The sequence below is a fragment of the Paenibacillus sp. p3-SID1389 genome (genome assembly GCF_025151705.1).
Lineage (GTDB): Bacteria > Bacillota > Bacilli > Paenibacillales > Paenibacillaceae > Fontibacillus > Fontibacillus phoenicis.
Window position 1 is genome coordinate 63,914 of sequence record NZ_JALXVO010000002.1, and the last position, 15,495, is coordinate 79,408.

Annotated in this window: 14 protein-coding genes; 3 read left to right on the forward strand and 11 right to left on the reverse strand. The window is 55.7% G+C overall.

Translation table 11 applies throughout. The features are described 5' to 3' along the window. Window positions 1–167: 167 nt before the first annotated feature. From M3G15_RS01210 to cobD, 10 genes are all read right to left on the reverse strand, one after another. Complete coding sequence (locus M3G15_RS01210; protein ID WP_009226054.1) at window positions 168–1,379, reverse strand: response regulator; 1,212 nt, start codon at window positions 1,377–1,379, stop codon at window positions 168–170. Further along, window positions 1,376–3,148, reverse strand: coding sequence for a sensor histidine kinase (locus M3G15_RS01215; RefSeq protein WP_009226053.1), 1,773 nt, complete (start codon window positions 3,146–3,148; stop codon window positions 1,376–1,378). The genes M3G15_RS01210 and M3G15_RS01215 overlap by 4 nt, the downstream gene beginning before the upstream one ends. Before the next feature lie 77 nt (window positions 3,149–3,225). Continuing rightward, a complete protein-coding gene (locus tag M3G15_RS01220; RefSeq protein WP_009226052.1) occupies window positions 3,226–4,050 on the reverse strand; it encodes a carbohydrate ABC transporter permease in 825 nt (274 codons plus the stop codon). Window positions 4,051–4,067: 17 nt separating this feature from the next. Beyond that, the gene (locus M3G15_RS01225) at window positions 4,068–4,958 is read right to left on the reverse strand and encodes a carbohydrate ABC transporter permease (protein WP_016313056.1); all 891 of its coding nucleotides are present in this window, start codon (window positions 4,956–4,958) and stop codon (window positions 4,068–4,070) included. Between the two features lie 127 nt (window positions 4,959–5,085). Further along, window positions 5,086–6,438, reverse strand: coding sequence for a sugar ABC transporter substrate-binding protein (locus M3G15_RS01230; RefSeq protein WP_260069843.1), 1,353 nt, complete (start codon window positions 6,436–6,438; stop codon window positions 5,086–5,088). Between the two features lie 230 nt (window positions 6,439–6,668). Beyond that, a complete protein-coding gene (locus tag M3G15_RS01235) occupies window positions 6,669–7,574 on the reverse strand; it encodes an MsnO8 family LLM class oxidoreductase (protein WP_157273485.1) in 906 nt (301 codons plus the stop codon). After that, entirely contained in the window at window positions 7,571–8,257 is a 687-nt protein-coding gene (locus M3G15_RS01240) for a histidine phosphatase family protein (protein ID WP_260069844.1), read from the reverse strand. Before M3G15_RS01240 ends, M3G15_RS01235 begins: the two co-directional genes overlap by 4 nt. A 36-nt stretch (window positions 8,258–8,293) precedes the next feature. Continuing rightward, window positions 8,294–9,262, reverse strand: coding sequence for an adenosylcobinamide-phosphate synthase CbiB (gene cbiB, locus M3G15_RS01245; RefSeq protein WP_260069906.1), 969 nt, complete (start codon window positions 9,260–9,262; stop codon window positions 8,294–8,296). Beyond that, window positions 9,262–10,005 (reverse strand): adenosylcobinamide amidohydrolase, encoded by a 744-nt coding sequence (locus M3G15_RS01250; protein ID WP_311202242.1) that lies wholly within the window; start codon window positions 10,003–10,005, stop codon window positions 9,262–9,264. The genes cbiB and M3G15_RS01250 overlap by 1 nt, the downstream gene beginning before the upstream one ends. A gap of 136 nt (window positions 10,006–10,141) precedes the next feature. Next, window positions 10,142–11,233, reverse strand: coding sequence for a threonine-phosphate decarboxylase CobD (gene cobD / locus M3G15_RS01255; protein WP_260069845.1), 1,092 nt, complete (start codon window positions 11,231–11,233; stop codon window positions 10,142–10,144). Window positions 11,234–11,461: 228 nt separating this feature from the next. On the opposite strand from cobD, the gene lplA reads away from it, so the two are divergent. Genes lplA through M3G15_RS01270 form a run of 3 tightly spaced genes read left to right on the forward strand, consistent with a single transcriptional unit; the run spans window position 11,462 to window position 14,258 of the window. Then, complete coding sequence (gene lplA, locus M3G15_RS01260) at window positions 11,462–12,466, forward strand: lipoate--protein ligase (RefSeq protein ID WP_016313063.1); 1,005 nt, start codon at window positions 11,462–11,464, stop codon at window positions 12,464–12,466. Then, window positions 12,456–13,427 (forward strand): DMT family transporter, encoded by a 972-nt coding sequence (locus tag M3G15_RS01265; protein WP_260069846.1) that lies wholly within the window; start codon window positions 12,456–12,458, stop codon window positions 13,425–13,427. The genes lplA and M3G15_RS01265 overlap by 11 nt, the downstream gene beginning before the upstream one ends. Window positions 13,428–13,454: 27 nt before the next feature. Further along, the gene (locus M3G15_RS01270) at window positions 13,455–14,258 is read left to right on the forward strand and encodes a Cof-type HAD-IIB family hydrolase (RefSeq protein WP_009226042.1); all 804 of its coding nucleotides are present in this window, start codon (window positions 13,455–13,457) and stop codon (window positions 14,256–14,258) included. A gap of 450 nt (window positions 14,259–14,708) precedes the next feature. Here M3G15_RS01270 and M3G15_RS01275 read toward each other — a convergent pair whose 3' ends face one another. Then, the gene (locus M3G15_RS01275; protein WP_260069847.1) at window positions 14,709–15,491 is read right to left on the reverse strand and encodes an MBL fold metallo-hydrolase; all 783 of its coding nucleotides are present in this window, start codon (window positions 15,489–15,491) and stop codon (window positions 14,709–14,711) included. Window positions 15,492–15,495: the final 4 nt, after the last annotated feature.

Consider the following 15,495-nt stretch of genomic DNA (forward strand, 5'->3'; position numbering starts at 1 on the left):
CAAATAATCGACGGAATTCTGTAAATAAGAAAGAGGAATGTAACACAACACGTCACATTCCTCTTTGAACAACCCATACCATCCTATATCTTGGGTGCAATCTTGCGACATCCTCTCTCGTCTATTCGTTCATTCTCCCATTGTACACCAGAACAGAACGCTCTTCCCTACTTACTCCGCTTGCCGCTGCTGGCCAGCAAGATGTTAATATTCTGCTGCTGCCGGTATTCATTCGGCGTGACTTGATACTTCTTGCGGAACATCTGCGCGAAATGGCGGATGTCCTGATACCCGAGGTATTCCGCAATCTCCGCGATCTTCAGCTTCGGGTTCAGCAGCAGCTGCTTCGCTTGCTCCAGACGGAGCGAGGTTACGTATTCCTTGTAGCCGAGTCCCACCTTCTGCTTAAACAGCTGGCTGAAATACGCCGGGTTCAGGAAGACGACGGAAGCGACCTTTTCCAAAGAAAGCTCCTCATTGTAGTGCTCCTTGATATATTGGAGGGCAACTTCGATCGCTTTCTCCCCGCTGCCCTTCGGCGGATCCAGCAAGGCAACCGGCGAATCGGAAGCCTGTTTCATGCGCATGACCACCTGCGGCACCGACTTGAAATCGTTGTTTAAGCCTGAATGCACGATTTGAAAAGGCACCTTCAAATAGTGCTTCAAATGCGCCTTCACTTCCTCCTGAAACCGTTCGATTCGCTCCGGCTCCCGCGGCGTGATCAGTCCCAGCAGGCTTTGGCGGTCATAGCTGACAACAAACCCCCGGCCATGGCGCTCGATCAGCTCGGACAACACGTTTTCAACGATAAAATGCTCCAGCCGCACGCTTTTGTCCCCGGCATCCATCTGAACCATCATCAAATAAAAGCTTTGATAGTCCTCCATAAACGGCGTCAAATCCAGGTTCCCGATATCCAGCCCCGACGCCAATCGCTGAAATACGCCCTCGCGCAAATATTTCAGATTAGCTTTTAACAGCTCCTCTTCCTTCGTCAGCTCGCTTTCTTCACGGACCTCCGTGGCCAGGGTACTGATAATTTCCTGCAGGCGCGTCTTCCCAATCGGCTTCAGCAGATAATCGCGAGCTCCCAGCCGCACCGCCTCCTGGGCGTAGGCGAATTCGCTGTGCGCGGAGATGACCACCCACTTCACCCGGGGAAATCTGCGTTTGAAAATACGCATGAATTCCAGGCCGTTCATTCCCGGCATCAAAATATCGGTCAGCACGATGTCGAATCGCTTCTCACCCATCAGCTTCGCCGCTTCCTCAGCCCCTTCGGCCAGTTCCACCCCGTACTCCGGATAAATCCGCTTAATCGTTCGCTTAATGCCCTCGCGAATCGCCCGTTCGTCATCGGCAATCAAAATATTCATGTGGCAACCTCCCCCTCCATCGGAAGCGGCAGCACGACGGCCACCTTGGTTCCTTGATCAGGAATGCTTTCGATCTCCAGACCATAACGTTCGCCGAACATATGTTGAAGGCGGCGGTGCAGATTTTGCAGCCCAATGCCGCTGCTGCCCGTGCCGGATACCTTCGGGATCGGGCAGTTGATCGACTGCTTCAACCAAGCTAGCCGCTCGGCCGTCATCCCGTTGCCGTTATCCTCCACCACGATTTTCAGCACATCTCCAACCTCTTGGGTATATAACTTAAGCACACCTTGGCGTTTGAGCGATTCCAGCCCATATTTCACCGCGTTTTCGATAATCGGCTGAACGGTCATTTTCGGCAAACGAATGTCCAGCCACCGTTCATCGATCGATTTCTCCACCCGAAGCCGGCCCTCCAGCCGAATCAAGATAATCGTCAAATAATGGTTGATCTGCTCCAGCTCTTCGCGCAGCGTAACCTTCGCTCCGTCCTTCCACTCGCTGCTGTAGCGGAACATCGATGACAGCGATAAGACGAGCTCGCCTAACCGGTCGTTCTCCTTCTCATCCAGCATCCAATAAATCATATCCAGCGTGTTATACAAAAAATGCGGATTCACCTGCGACTGCAGCGCATGCAGCTCGGCGTTCTTCTCACTGACCGAGGAGATCTTCACCCGCTCAATCAGCTCCTCGATCCGGCTGACCATCCGGTTAAACGAGGCGACCAGAATATTAATCTCCTGGTAGGAGGAGACGTTCACCATCCCGCGGAAGTTCCCTATTTCCACCTGTCGCATCTCGCGGATCAGCTTCTTCAGCGGATTGGCAATTGTCCGCGACACAATGCTGGCGACGACGGCGGAGACGATGATCAGGATCGAAATGACGATCAGCAAATACCGCTTCGTTTCCAATAACTCTACATTCAAATCCTGCCGGGGAGTCACGCTGACCACCGACCAGTCGGAAAAAGGCAGACGGGACGCCACCGTGATCCCCGAACCCTCCTGCTCTACAACCAAGTTGCGGGCTGCATCCAGCTTCGGGAGGTCGTCCAGCATCGGTGCCGGTTCGGTCAACGAGGAGACAACTTGGCCTTGCTGATTGACGAGATAGACCTCGCTATGCTCGCCCAGCTTGAGATTATCCAAAGCATCCAGCACCGGCCCCGGGTTCACCTCGTAAAGCACGACGCCAATCGGTTTGTGCTCGTTCAAATCAAAAATTTGCCGGCCAAAGGCAAACACCGGGCTGTCCTCGGCTAAATCGATCAGCGAGTGGGAATAGACGCCTAACCATACCAATTTCCCGGACGAATCGCGGAGCTGGCGGTACCAGTCTTCCTGGGGATAGGACGGATCCAGCACATTCATCGAGTTGCCGTAATTGTAGATCTTCCCCCGGTTGGTGATAACGTGAATGCCCACCAAATCATCACGCGAGTAAAAGATCGCCCCGATAATGTTCGTAATCGATTGTTCGTTAATATAGGCAACCGCCGGCTCGTCGGTTTTTTCGTTCAGCAGGCGGATCATTTCAAAATTGTTGGTGATCGACTTCGACAAGCTGTCGTACCCTTCATAAAGCAGGCTAAACAGCCCGACGGTTTGAGCTACGTTTTTCTGCGATAGGTCACTAATTTTCTCGTGATATTGCTCAGTCGTCCGGCTGTAGTAGAGCACGCTGACGATCAGCAAAATGCCCGACATACAAAAAAGAAACAGCAAAAACAACCGATGGTTTATGGAATGAAAGCTGTTTCGCAACTGTTTTCTCCCTCCCAACCCCGTGTCCTGCTGCTCCTTCATTATAAGATGGCGTCCTTATTTTGCAAGCGCAATCTTTACCCTTTTACTGCTCCGGCTACCATTCCTTTCGTAATTTGGTTCGACAGGAAGAAATAGATCAAAATGACCGGTAGCGCCCCCATCACAAGGAAAGCGCCGATGGCTCCGTAGTTTACAGAATATTGGCTGACGAATGTATATACCCCAAACGGCAGCGTCTTCAGTCTCTCCGACGAAATGAACGTGGCGGCCAAGATGTATTCGTTCCAAATCGTGATAAAGGTTAAAATACAAACCGTCATCATTGGCGGGACGGACACCGGCAAAATAATGCTGCGAAAAATTCGATAAATGCTCGCTCCGTCGATAAACGCCGATTCCTCGATTTCCGCCGGGATGCTCTTCATAAACCCGCTGAGGATAAAGACGGAGATCGGGGTGGAAAAAGCGATATACGGCAAAATCAGCGACAGATGCGTATTTAGAATATCGACATTTTTAAAAATCACCATCAACGGCAGCAGCGTAGCCTGCATCGGAATCATCATCCCCATCAAAAAGATGGTCATGACCATGTTCCCATACCGCCAGCGGAACCGCGAAATGGCATACGCCACCATCGAGCTGAGCAGGATAACGCAGATCATCGTGATGCCGGTAACGATCACGCTGTTCGATAAATATTTCAAATAGCTCCCGGACTCGTAAGCGTCTTTGTAGTTGTGCCACTGCAGTTCTTTCGGCAAGGCGAAGAAGCTTCCGCCCATGATCTCCTCATTCGTCTTCAAAGAATACAGCAGCAGCCACAACAGCGGGTACAGCTGGGTAACCACCGGAATCGCAAACAGCAGGTATACGATTCCTTTTTTGATTTTTCGCATGAACCTCGCCTCCTTTGCTAGCTGTATTTGCGCTCAAGCTTGTTGAAGATGGAGTTGATGATCGCCGTGCATGTGAGGCACAACAGAACCAGGAACGTGGCAATCGCGCTGCCGTACCCGTATTTCAAGGACAGGAACGAGCTGTTGTACATATGCGTGGAGATGACGTCGGTGGCATGCGCCGGTCCGCCTGCGGTCATCACCATGACGAGGTCGAACGCTTGCAACGAGCCGATAAACGCCAGGACGATCGATATTTTAAAGATCGGGACGATCAGCGGCATTGTGATGTAGCGGTCTGCTTTGAACCCTTCTGCCCCGTCGATTTTTGCAGCTTCATAAATCTCGTCCGGAATGTTCTGCACCCCGGTATATTGAATCAACAAATGATAGCCGAAATACTGCCACAGCGACACGAAATACAGACTGTACATCGCGATTTTCGGCTCGGTCAGCCAGTTATGCGTCCAGCTGTCCAGACCCAGGGCGATAAGCACGCCGTTCAGCATGCCGCCCATCGAGGTCGGGTTATAGATCGTTTTCCAGAGTTGTCCGATGATCACAACCGATAAAATGACCGGCGTAAAATAGATCGACGCCAGCGTGTTCCCCTTTTTCAAATAACGGCTAAGCAAAATCGCAAAAAACAAGCAAAGCGGAATCTCCAGCATGGAGGCTACCGCATAAAGCAGCGTTCTCCGGACCGACGGCCAGAAGACCGGATCGTTCCAGAACATATCTCGAAAATTGGAAAGTCCCGTGAACTTCGGGGTGGTGATCCCGTCCCAGTTGAGCAGGCTGGTCCCAAACGATACGAGTATCGGAACAAACACCAAGCACACATACAACAACAGACAAGGCAATACGAAGACGGCTATTGTGCGTGCGGGCACCTTCAGTACTTTCATCTCTCCGCCCCCCAATAGAAATGCGATGCGAAGAAGCGCTCTAGCACGAATGCTTACAAGGGCTACTTCGCATCGATGGAAAGGTAACTTTTTTTAGAAGATCAGGTATGGTTATTGGCTAATGGAATTACTGCTTGTTGGCTTCATAGGCGGTTTGATGCTCTTTGGCCACTTGAGCGGAATCCACTTTCTGCACGAACAGGTTCTGGATGCTGCTGAGGTGGACTTGCGCCGTTGCCGGGTTCATCGTATTGTCGAACGCCAGGTCGCCGCCCTTCACCTTGTTGAACAATTCGGCGACTTCGATGGCCAAGTCGGAGTAACCGGCCGCTTTCAGGTCGCCGTCAACTTTTTGGCCAAGGCCGACAGCGTTTTTGTTCTCAAATTGCTTCTTCGGGAAGTTCAGCGTAAAGAAGTTCAGGAAGTCCTTCGTTTCTTGCAAGTGCTCGCTATTCGCCGATACCGCAAACGCGCTGCCCGGCGCCAGCATGAACTCGTTGGGATCCCCTTTGCCGCCCACCGTCGGGAACGGGAACGCACCAACTTTGCCTGCAACGGACGAAGCGTCGATGGCCCCGGTTTCCCAGGAACCGATCACCCACATGGCGGCTTGGCCGGATTTGAAGATGTTGCCGCCTGCCGTAGCGTCAATGGAGGTCGCGCCGTCCGGGAATGCACCGGCTTGCACCAGCTCTTGGAACTTGTCAACGGCTTCGATGAAGGCCGGATCTTCGAACGTTTTCTTGCCGTCCATAACGTCTTGCAGGAAGCCTGGGCCGCCGTTGGTGCGAAGCAGGATGTTCATGAACAGGAACGAACCGGTCCAAGAATCTTTCTCCCCGATCGCCAGCGGCGTGATGCCTTTTTCTTTGAAAATTTTCACGTCAGCCAGGAATTCGTCGAACGTTTCCGGTACTTTCGTGATGCCGGCTTGCTCGAACAGTTCCTTGTTATAGTAAACGACCTCGATGTTGTTCCCGTCTGGCAGCGCATAAACGTTGCCGTCGAAGCTGTAATAATCAAGCAGACCCTCTTGGTACGTGTCTTTCAGCCCGTTTTGGTCCAGCATGTCGTTCAGCGGTGCCAGCAGGCCGGCGTCCACGAACGGTTTCATTTGCGCGGCCGGGTTCACGATCGTGATGTCCGGAACCTCTTTGGATGCCGCTTGCGTTTTGAGCTTGATTTTTTGCTGGTCGGTATTCAGCGTGTCGAGCTCGATGTGGATATTGGGATGTGCTGCTTCATACTCTTCCACCAGTGCATGGATCGTTTTATAGGACGGAGTAGCCGGGTCCGGATAGATGTTCTGGAACGTGATGGTGATCTTCTCTCCGCTCCCGCTCTTCCCCCCGTTTCCGGCAGGCTCATTCGCCGCCGCGTTATTCTTCGCACCGCCGCCTCCACATGCCGACAGGCTCAGCGCCAATACGGCGGTTAAAGCGATTGCGGAAGTTCTCTTCCATAGCTTCTGATTGACCATTGGATCATACCCCCTGTATTTAGGATAAACCCATTATTATGCCTTTAAGCGCTTTCAACAAGGCGTGGACTTTGGATATCCGGTAGGTTTTTTTTAGGTGTGTAGATGTTCCCCTGTTTCCTTCCCCAGGAAAAAAAAAGCCCCCTAGCCTATATCTTGGTTGCCAAGGGGAACTTGTATATCGTTATGTTGGATCGGCTTGGAGTGGGTTGAGCGACCGCTTCTCGGGATTATATACCTAACTCAGCCAGTAGCCGATAGGAATGAAGCCGCTCCTCGTAATCAGGGATGGGGGATACGATCAGGAACTCGTCGTTCCTGCACTGGTTTTGCAGGTCCTGCAAATACTCGCGGGCTTGCAAGGCTGTCCCGGCAAACCATTGAAAAGGCGCCCCGCCGCGATCGCGGAACCCTTCCGTCGTCTTCGCCGCCAGTGTCTTTGCATGCGCTTCGGTCTCCGCGCAGATGAGACCCACCGCCAGGATCGTCGACGGCTTGGCCAGGTGAACGGAGGGGCGGAAGGCTTCACGGTACGACCGCAGGATCTCTGCTCCGTTACTGTCGCTCATAAACTGGCCAAAAACGTACCCCGTTCCGAGCTCGGCTGCGTACCCTGCGCTCTTGACATTGGTGCCCAGCATCCACAACTCCAGCGGAAGCCGCGGAATCGGCCGGGCGATCACCGGATGATCGTCGTAGCGGTAATTATCCGCTAGCAAGTCAGCCAGATCCTTGGCCAGCTGCGGATAGCGGCCGACCCGTTCCAGAAAATTGCCGCTTAAAGCCATCGTCACGTGCGCCTCACCGCCGGGAGCTCTCCCGATGCCGAGGTCGACACGCCCCGGATACAGGGCCGACAGCAGCCGGAAGCTTTCCGCAACCTTCAGCGGACTGTAATGCGGTAGCAATACAGCGCCAGACCCAAGACGAATCCGGCGGGTCGCCGCTCCAATGGCGGACAGCAGTACCTCAGGGGCCGCGCTGGCCAGTCCTTCCATCCCGTGATGCTCCGACGTCCAGTAGCGGTGATAGCCCAGCGCTTCCGCCTCCCGGGCCAAACGGATCGCCTGTTCGAGCGCCTCCTCCGCCGAATAGCCCGGAAGCCTTGGAACGAAATCCAGCAGACTTAGCTTCAACTTCCTTTCCCCCCTTCTGATTCTTCTTGCCCTTGAAAATACAAACGTTGAATCCCGCCCGGCCCAACATGGGTATCCCAGAACCCCAGGCCGGGCTGCAGCAGCGAACAAAGCAACGACATAACGCCGCCGTGGGTGACGATCAGCAAGCGCAAAGGTTCTTGCGCTGATGCTGAGGGTTGCGGCGCCAGCCCTAGCGAAAGAGGCTCCGCGGGTTGGTCGCTGGCCCAGCTTAGGGGGCCCGAGACCGTCCCCTTCACAGCTCCAGAACGCTCCAGCAGATCCCGGCATACCTCCGATACGCGCGATTGAAAAGCCTGCCACGATTCGCCGCCGGGCGGCGTTATCGCCTGCGGGTCATCGATCCAGGCTCGGTACCGCTCGTCATCCTTGAGCATCTCATAGGTTTGGCCTTCCCACTGGCCAAAGTTCATTTCCCGCAGCCGGGGGTCGATGTGCACCTTGTCCAGCAGATCGGGACGGGCCCAAGCCAACGTTTCCAAACAGCGCCGCAAGTCGCTGGCATACACCGCTGCAAAGTTTACCCCTTCCAGTTCCCGGCGCAGTTCGGTTAAACCCGACGCTTCTCCCGGCAGCAACGGGGGATCGCTGTGGCCTTGATATCGGCGTTCCGTGTTCCATGCTGTAAGGCCGTGGCGAACCAGCCACCATTCCACATTCATCCTCTTTCCACCTCCCCTGCGTGCCCACGATTCCGACTATATCCAACCCCAATTCCCGGTGACCGCAATCCAGATCCCCGTTCCCAGGATCACCGTGGCATTGGCGGCCCAGAACATCAAGCGGGCCGTGCTGGCTACGTCCTCGGGCACCAGCTCGCGGGTTTTCTCCCCCATATAAGCGCGGAACGATACGACGCCGTGGTAGGAATTTTCTCCGCCGAGCCGCACGCCCAGCGCCCCGGCCACCGCGGCCTCCGGGTAGCCGCTGTTCGGGCTCGGATGCTTGGGGGCATCGCGGCGTACCGCTCGCCGCGCGCCGCGGGCATCCAGCCGCAAAGCCCAGGCTGCGGCGAACAGCAATAGCGCCGTCAGCCGGGCGGGGATGAAATTGGCGATGTCGTCCAGCCGGGCGGAGGCCCAGCCGAGATCGATGTATTTGTCGTTCTTGTAGCCGACCATCGAATCGAGGGTGTTGACCGCCCGGTACGCCATCGCCAGCGGGGCGCCGCCCAGCAGCGCAAAAACGATCGGCGACACCACCGCGTCGACGATGTTCTCGGCGACGGTCTCGACGGCGCCGCGCGTGATCTCCGGCGCATCCAGGTGCGCCGTGTCGCGTCCGACGATCATGCCAAGCGCACGGCGGGCGGCGGGCAGGTCACCGCGCAGCAGGTGGCCGGCCACGTCCATGCCCGCTTCCCGCAAGCCTTTGGCGGCGATCGTCGTCCAGATGAGGGCGGCCTCCACCGCGGCCGCCAGCCACGGGCTGACCTGGGCGAGCAGGCGCAGCAGCGCCCAGGTCAGGGCAAAGCTGCCGCCGGCTACGACCAGCGGCAGCAGCACCCCCGCCGCGCGGTAGCGGCGGGGCGGGACGAGGCGGCGGATGGCCGCCTCAAGCGCGGCGATCGCCTTGCCCATCCCCACCACCGGATGGGGGAGCCAGCGCGGATCGCCGAGCAGCCGGTCGAGCGCATACGCGACCGGCACCACCCACCACGCCGCCATCATCGGCGCGCCCCCGCGCCTGCGGCCGCAGCGCGCAGCGACTCGCCTACGGCGGCGTACACCAGGCGGCCCACCGTGCCGCCCAGGTCCGTCGCGGTGCCCGCGTAAGCGTGCAGCAGCGGCCAGTCGGCCCGCTGACTCACGCCAAGCGCGACCGCGTCGGTCGTGGTGCCGGTGGCCGCAAGCCCGTTCTCGGCGTCCTGCACGCCGAGATCGCCCAGCGCGGCCGTCTTGGCCTCCGTCGCCGTCATTACGGCGTTGACCATCGCCGCCGGCGTCAGCCGCCCATCCACGGCCAGCAGCACATTAATCGTTCCCGGCGTCCATGAGGCCGGGAACGTCGTCCGCCGAACGCCCGCCCGCGCGGCGTTCGACGCCCCCGCCGTCGCGCAGCAGAAGACGGCGAAATCCTCGCCACATTCCTCCGCCACCGCGGCGTAGCGCATCGGGACCGCCGTCAGCAGCCCCGCTGTCCCAGCAGCCGGGTACTCCCATTGCTCCAGCAACTCCGCAATGTCTCGCGCCGGGTCGTCGCAGCGGTATTGGCGGTCGACATAGATGTTGACCATCCGCCGCAGCCGCCCAGCTCCTCCGCCAAACACCGCGCTGCTCAGCCCGTCCATCTCCTCCGGCGCCTCCAGCAGCAAATGCCGTTTTCCATACGCCAGCTTCAGCCCCGGCCAAGCTTCGGATGCATAGACCTCTCCTGGCTGTGCCTCCATAAATGGCATCTCTATCTTCACTTTATCATCCTCCCAGCATCACATCTCGCTCCAAGAAGTAAGGCTTGCTTCAACCAACGCCATTCAGCGTTCTTTCACAAACAACGCTCCTCGTCCTCTTCCTTGAAGGAACCTTCCTTTTATCGACTCTCTTCCGTCAACGAATCCCCATCACGGCTTCCAGCTCCCGCAGCAGCTTGCGGCAGGCCGACTCATCCTTCACCGCCAGCCGGATATCCCGGTTCGTCAGCCCCGGATACATCGCGCAGCTGCGCACCAGCACCCCGCGCCGACCAAGCGCAGTTTGCATCGATTCAGCCGTCCACGGCTCTGGCAGCCGCACAAGCAGGAAGTTCGCTTCGCCCGGCCAGGTTTGACACCCAAGACGCGTCAGCTCGCTGTGCATAAGGTCACGCTGTCGCTTCACCAACTCAAGGGTCGCCTGCTCATGCGAAGCATCTGCCCGCAAGCATACCTCGCCCGCCAGCAAGGCCAACGAATTGACGCTCCAGGTCACCTGCTTGTCCCTCATGCGCCGGGCCGTGTCCGGATGGGCGATCGCGTAACCGAGCCGAAGGCCCGGAATCGCAAAAAATTTCGTCATCGACCGAATCAATATCAGATGCGAGTTATTCCGAAGCTCCGGCAGCAATGTCTGACGCTCCGGTTCCGGAATAAAGTCGATAAACGCTTCGTCAATAACGATATACGTGCCGTACTGCTCTCCGGCCGCAGCAAACCGCCGCAGTTCGTCCAAGCTGTATTGCACACCGTTCGGATTGTTGGGCTGACCGATAAAGACTAAATCCGTCTTCTGAATCAACCCCTCCACTTCCTCCGGTGCGGCTTTAAACGCCCGCGCTTCCGTTCCAAACACCGACTGCACCCGGGCGCCAAACTGCTCCGAGAGCGTACGGTATTCCGAAAAACAAGGCTCCACCACCCCCACCTTCTGCGGAGTGAGTCCAAGCAGCGCCAATGCCATATTTTCCGCCGCCCCGTTACCAATGACCAGCATGTCCTCCTCGACTTGAAGGTGCATGCTCAACTGCTTGACCAGTCCGCGATGCCCCGGGTCCGGATACCGCACAATGCCGGGCAACGCCTCGCGCAGCGCCTCCAGCAGTCCAGGCGGAGGTCCCAACGGATTTATGTTCGCGCTAAAATCCGTCCATTCCCCAGCCGCCACGCCATACCGGGCCGAAGCGGTCAACAGATCGCCGCCGTGTCCGTATACTTCCAACTCCATAGAGTGTCATTCCTCTCTTCGCTTCAAAAAAGTTCAGGTGTCCCCATTATCGTTGTCCCGTCTTTTTCCGTCAACAAGGAAGGACATGGCGTTCTTTTTCCGCAAAAAACGATGCTCCCCCTTTGGTTTCGACACCAATTGGTTTACAATAAAATCGTATGCTTGTATGACTACATCCCGGGGCCTGAGAATCAGGTATCCGGCCGCAAAATAGGAGGATGGAGAACCATGCTGTTTATCGATAACGAAGGCATTACCGATGCGTCCGTCAATTTGGCCATCGAAGAATATGCCTTAAGACATTTACCGCTGGAGGACGACAGCTACTTGCTGTTTTATATCAACGCGCCTTCCATCATTATCGGCAAGCACCAAAACACCATCGAGGAGATCAATCAGGAATACGTGAAGGAGAACGGCGTACAAGTCGTTCGTCGACTTTCCGGCGGCGGTGCGGTCTACCACGACCTGGGGAACTTGAACTTTAGCTTTATCACCAAAGATGACGGCGAGTCGTTCCATAACTTCCGCAAGTTTACCGAGCCGGTGGTCGCTGCGCTCAAATCCCTTGGCGTAGATGCGGAAATGACCGGACGCAACGACCTTCAAGTCGGGGAGAAGAAAATTTCCGGTAACGCTCAATTTGCTACGCGGGGCCGCATGTTCAGCCACGGTACGCTGATGTTTAATCTGAACCTCGACAACGTCCAAGCCGCACTGAACGCCAATCCGGAAAAATTCAAGTCCAAGAGCACCAAATCCGTGCGCAGCCGGGTGGCCAACATCATTGACTTCCTGGATCGCAAAATGACGATCGAGGAGTTCCGCGCAGAGCTGCTGCGGCATATTTTTGGCATGGAACCAAACGAAGTGCCTCAATATAAACTGACGGAAGCGGATTGGGCGAAAATCCATGAAATCTCCGCACAACGCTACAAGAACTGGGATTGGAATTACGGTTTGTCGCCGGAGAGCAATGTGAAGCATGCGAAGAAATTCCCTGTCGGGATTATCGATTTGCGCATGAACATCAAGGACGGACATATTCAGGACATCAAGATTTACGGTGATTTCTTTGGTGTCGGCGACGTCGCTGATATCGAGGACAAGCTGAGAGGCGTAAAATATGAGGATTCGGCTGTACGGGAAGCGCTCACCGGCGTTGACGTGAAGCACTATTTCGGCAACATTGAGCTGGACGAATTCATCGGGCTGATTTTCCTTGAAGAATGACGATCATCCGACTTCTACCCTAACGCAAAAAAACGCCGCGAGCCGCACCCGCCTGGCAGATATGGCGCTGCTGTTCGTGGCGTTCATGTGGGGCTGTACCTTTCTGATCGTTCAGCATGCGGTGCAAGTGCTCCCGCCCCTGGCTTTTAACGGCATCCGTTTTATCGGGGCAGCGCTGCTGCTCGCTTTGATCATTAGCATGTTCTACCGGCAAGAATGGAAGCAATTGTCCTGGCGCATGATGGGGCATGCTGCGCTGCTAGGGTTATTCCTGTTTTTAGGCTATACGTTTCAAACGGTTGGCTTGCTGTATACCTCAACCTCAAACGCCGGTTTTATTACCGGATTGTCTGTTGTTATCGTGCCTTTTTTGTCCTTTTGGCTGTTAAAACATCAAATTTCGCGTTTCACCTGGATCAGCGCAATTCTGGCTGCCGCCGGGCTTTACCTGCTGGCGTTCGCCGGCAGTTCCGGCCTCGTCTTGAACCTGGGGGATGCGCTCGTGTTTTTGTGCGCGGTTGGTTTCGGTCTGCACGTCGCCTATACCGGCGTATTTGCCCCCCGTTATCCGGCCTTGCCCTTAGCTTCGCTGCAGATGGCGGTCGTGGGCGTCCTCAGTGCGGCGGGTTCGCTGCTGTTCGAGCGCACCGCTTCCTGGAGCGAAACAGCCGGTCAACTGATGCAGCCGGAAGTATGGCTTGCGCTGCTCGTTTCCATCGGGCCCACCAGTGCATTTGCGTTTTGGATCCAGACAGTATGCCAGAAATTCACCAGTCCTTCCCGGGTCGCGGTCATCTTCGCCATGGAACCGGTTTTTGCTGCAGCGACCGGCGTGCTTTTTGGCGGCGAGCAATTAGGCTGGGCCACTGGGCTTGGCTGTCTATGTATTCTGGGAGGCATGCTGCTCGCGGAATTAAAATCGGGTGGAGTTGAATCTGAATCCCCCGAATCGGTTGGATAGAGAGATCTTCCTTAAAGGAGAGAAACCATGTATAAACTGATTGCCATCGATATTGATGATACTTTAATTAATGATGACAAAGAGGTCACCCCTGCAACACAGCAGGCGTTGGAGCAAGCGGTGGCCAAGGGCGTCGTCGTCACACTGGCTACCGGCCGCGCTTACGCATCTGCTCAAGCGATCGCCCGTCAAACGGGACTTAACGTACCGATTATTACGTACCAAGGCGCACTGGTCAAAAACCTGATGGACGAAAAGGTGCTCTACGAGCGTTACGTCCCCATGGAAGCAGCACGCAAGCTGTTCGAATACTGCATCGAGCGCAACCTGCACCTGCAAACGTACATTGACGATAAGCTGTACGCCCGCGAGGAGAACCAGAAGCTGATCGACTACACCAAGCTGAACCGGACGCAATATTATGTGGAGCCGGATTTTGCCAAGCTGGTCGCCCAGCCAACGCCAAAAATGCTGATCATCGACGAACCCGATTACCTGGACCAAATCGCGCCGGAGCTGCGCGAGCTGCTCGGGGACGGCGTTCATATCACCAAGTCGAAGCCGAACTTCCTGGAAATCATGCATGAGGAAGGCACCAAGGGCCATGCTCTGCGCTTCCTGGCCGCCCATTTTGGTTGCGACTTATCAGAAACGATCGCTATCGGCGACTCCTGGAACGACCATGAGATGCTCGAAGCCGCCGGCCTAGGCGTGGCGATGGGTAATGCCATCCCAGCGCTGAAGGAAATCGCCGACTATGTCACGTTAAGCAACAATGAAGACGGCGTGAAGCATGTCATCGAGAAGTTTGTGCTGAATGCAAAAAACTAACTGGATCCTTCCAGTTAGTTTTTTTTTTTAATATAGCTGAAATTTCGAATATAATTTGCTGTTAAACGCCCAAAACTCGAAATCTATTCGGTTTTTCATATAGATTCAGGGCATTTGCGTCAAAATGGGGTGATTAAGCATGAAATTTCATATACATTTGGTCAAAATGACCCCACGTGGGTGAAATGTATTCGAATTTTCGCATACATTATCATGCCCACTGGAAACGGAGCTCAGACATCTGCTTGGACAACGGTTGGCAACGAAGTTCAGACATCTGCTTGGACAACGGTTGGCAACGAAGTTCAGACATCCGCTAGGACATTCGCTGGGAAACGAAGCCGTACATCCGCCGGTGCATCCGTTGGAACACAGCTGTACATCTGCTCGTAAATCCCTCGGACATCTCCTTGAAAATCCTTTGGAAATCCCCTCGGAGCCCCTTGGCCTTTACTTCCCCTTCTGCAGCGACATTTGCATTCCCGTCACTGCAAACTCCACTCCCTCTGGCAGTCCATAATCGCGTCGCAGATCGATGTCATGCGACAGATGCGTGAATACCGTCCGCGTCGGCCGAATCTCGTTCAACAGCTCCAGTGCCTCCTTCACGTCATACACCGACCGGGTCGTAAATTCGGCGGTTTCGTGATAAAAGCTTGTGCCCAGCACCAGCAGATCAAGGCCAAACAACGGCTGCTTTTGATCCTCTGGCAAGGCGATGGAATCCGAGCAGTAAGCCCAGGTGAAGCCATCTTTCTCTAATCGATAGGCGTACGAAAAGCCGTTTTTGCCGTGGAAGACCTTCCACGCGGAAATCTGCCACCGGGCTAGGCGAGTGCCCTCCGCGCCAACGGCATGCAGATCTAAATGGCTGCCCAGCCAAGGGAACTGGCGAAGGATCGTGTCCAACACCTCCTGCGGCGCATACAATTGTCCCCGTCTACCCAGCCAGCGGCAGGCATCGGCCCATTCGGGCAGTCCGCCAATATGGTCGAAATGGGCGTGCGTGATCAGAATTTGCTCCGCAAAACGCTGCCCTCGCCGCTCCAACCCGGACCGCCAATCCGGTCCGCAATCGATTAGGAAGCCGCCCTCTTCACCTTCCACCGCCACCAGAGCGCGATACCTCCGGTTCACACCGGAGCTACGCGCTTCCCCGCACACCTCGCAATCACAATACACTCTAGGAACGCCCATCGCATCCCCGGTGCCGATAAACTCAAGCCGATCCATATCG